We start from the raw sequence: 2069 nt of genomic DNA on the forward strand, positions 1-2069 counted from the left end.
TGCTTGGTCTGTTCGTCCTGGTGTCGCGGCGTCGCCGCGCCGTTGCCTGAGCGGGGGAGCGCCATGTCGAACCGTTGGAGCAACTGGTCGGGCTTGGTCACTGCTGAACCGAAGCTGATCGCCAGCCCCACTGACGCCGGCGAGCTTGGCGATCTCATTCGTACCGCACCCGGCCCGGTCCGCGTCGCCGGCGCCGGTCATTCCTTCACCCCGCTGGTAGAATCCGAGGGCACGATCCTGTCCCTGGAGAGACTGGAAGGGCTGGTCTCGCATGACGCGCAAAAACATCAGGCGCGGGTGCGGGCAGGGACCCGGCTTGGCCCGCTCATGCACATCCTGCAAGGCATTGGCCAGGGCCTGCCCAACATGGGCGACATCGACCGTCAGGCGATCGGCGGCGCGCTGGGCACCGCCACGCATGGCTCGGGACCGAGGCTCGGCGCCTATCACACGCAGCTGGAGACGGTGCAGATCGTCGACGGGCTTGGCAAGGTCCGCGATTTCAAGCGGGGAGGGGATCAGGACATGATCCATGCCATCGGCGTCGCACTCGGCGCCTTCGGCGTGCTCAGCGAAGTGACGCTGAACAACATTGCGACCTACCGGCTGCGCCGCCGCAAATGGGTGCTGCCGATCGCCGACATGCTGCGCGATTTCGAGGCGATGATGGCCGCGCATCGCTCGGCCGAATTCTACTACATTCCGTTTTCCGGTTATGCGCAGTTCATCGCCAGCGATCTCAGCGACGCAGCACCGACCCCGCGACCTCCGGAAGCGGATGAGGCTGGGTTGAGGACGCTGCGCCGGCTGCGCACCGGGCTTGTCTGGCTGCCATCGCTGCGCCGCCGATTGATCCTGGGCGCCATCGCCAAATTGCCGGCCGAGGACTACGTGCAGGACTGGCTCAATGTCTATGCCAGCGACAGGCAGACCAAGTTCAACGAGATGGAATATCATCTGCCGTTCGAGGAGGGGCCGAAGGCGCTGGCCGAGATCATCGAACTGACCGAGAAGCGCTTTCCCGAGGTCTATTTCCCGATGGAGGTGCGCACCGTCGCGCCTGACCAGTTCTGGCTCTCGCCCTTTTACAACAGGCTGACCTGCTCGATCGCCATCCACCATGACGCCGCGAACGACCCGTTGCCTTTCATGCAGGCGGCGGAGCCGATCTTCCGCAAATATGGCGGCAGGCCGCATTGGGGCAAGATGCACAGCCTCAAAGCGGCGGATTTGAAAAAGCTCTACCCGCGCTGGGACGATGCCATGGCGGTGCGCCGCGACATCGATCCGGAAAACCGCTTCGTCTCGCCCTACATTGCCGGCTTGTTCGGCATCGAGAAATGAGCGCCTATTTTTCCACCCTGTCGGATGCGCTGAAGCAAGCTGGCATCTTCCAGCCCTGCCTGGTGCTCGATCGCGATCGGCTGGACGGCAACATTGCCCTGGTCAAGGAGAGACTGGGTCCCGGCCTTGCCGTGCGGTTGGTCGACAAATCGCTCGCCTGCCTGCCGCTGCTTGCGCATATCGCCAAGGCGCTTGGCACCAATCACGTCATGACCTTCCACCCGCCGATCAGCGAGGCGGTGCTGAGGACGTTTCCGGATGCCGATCTGCTGTATGGCAAGCCGATACCCGTCGATGCGGCAAGGACGACGCTGACGACAGCTGACGCCGACTGGTCGCGTGTCTGCTGGTTGATTGATACGCAGGAGCGGCTGGCGGAATATGGCGCACTCGCGACCGACTTGGGCACAGAGCTGCGCATTGCTTTCGAGATCGATGTCGGGCTGCATCGCGGCGGCTTTGCCGATCCCGAGGCCTTGTCGAGGGCGTTGAATGCGCTCCTGGCCCACAAACGCCTGCGTTGCGAAGGCGTCATGGCCTACGAGGCGCACGCGCCGCTCATTCCGGCTCTGTTCGGCGGGCCGGCGAAAGCCTTGGCAAAGGCGTCGGCGCGGGCCGCGGCGTTCGTTGCTTGTCTCGGCCCCAACCAGCGCCGCATCCTGAACATCGGCGGCAGCAAGACCGCGCTGCTTCATCATGGCGGCGCGGCCAATGAAGTGTCGATG

At 64.2% G+C, this 2069-nt stretch carries 2 protein-coding genes; both read left to right on the forward strand.

Going from position 1 to position 2069, the window contains the following annotated elements; genetic code table 11:
• Positions 1-63: 63 nt before the first annotated feature.
• Complete coding sequence (locus EN935_RS33025) at positions 64-1344, forward strand: D-arabinono-1,4-lactone oxidase (protein WP_127263279.1); 1281 nt, start codon at positions 64-66, stop codon at positions 1342-1344.
• Positions 1341-2069, forward strand: a 729-nt coding sequence (locus EN935_RS33030) for an alanine racemase (protein ID WP_206534624.1), incomplete at its 3' end; no start/stop codon positions are given. The genes EN935_RS33025 and EN935_RS33030, both read left to right, overlap by 4 nt.

Source organism: Mesorhizobium sp. M7D.F.Ca.US.004.03.1.1, from assembly GCF_003998635.1.
In the GTDB taxonomy this organism is placed as follows: domain Bacteria; phylum Pseudomonadota; class Alphaproteobacteria; order Rhizobiales; family Rhizobiaceae; genus Mesorhizobium; species Mesorhizobium loti.

What these genes read in the sequence shown, in the direction of transcription:
- EN935_RS33025 (WP_127263279.1), top strand. Translation starts at nt 64, where the DNA reads ATGTCGAACCGTTGGAGCAACTGGTCGGGCTTGGTCACTGCTGAACCG.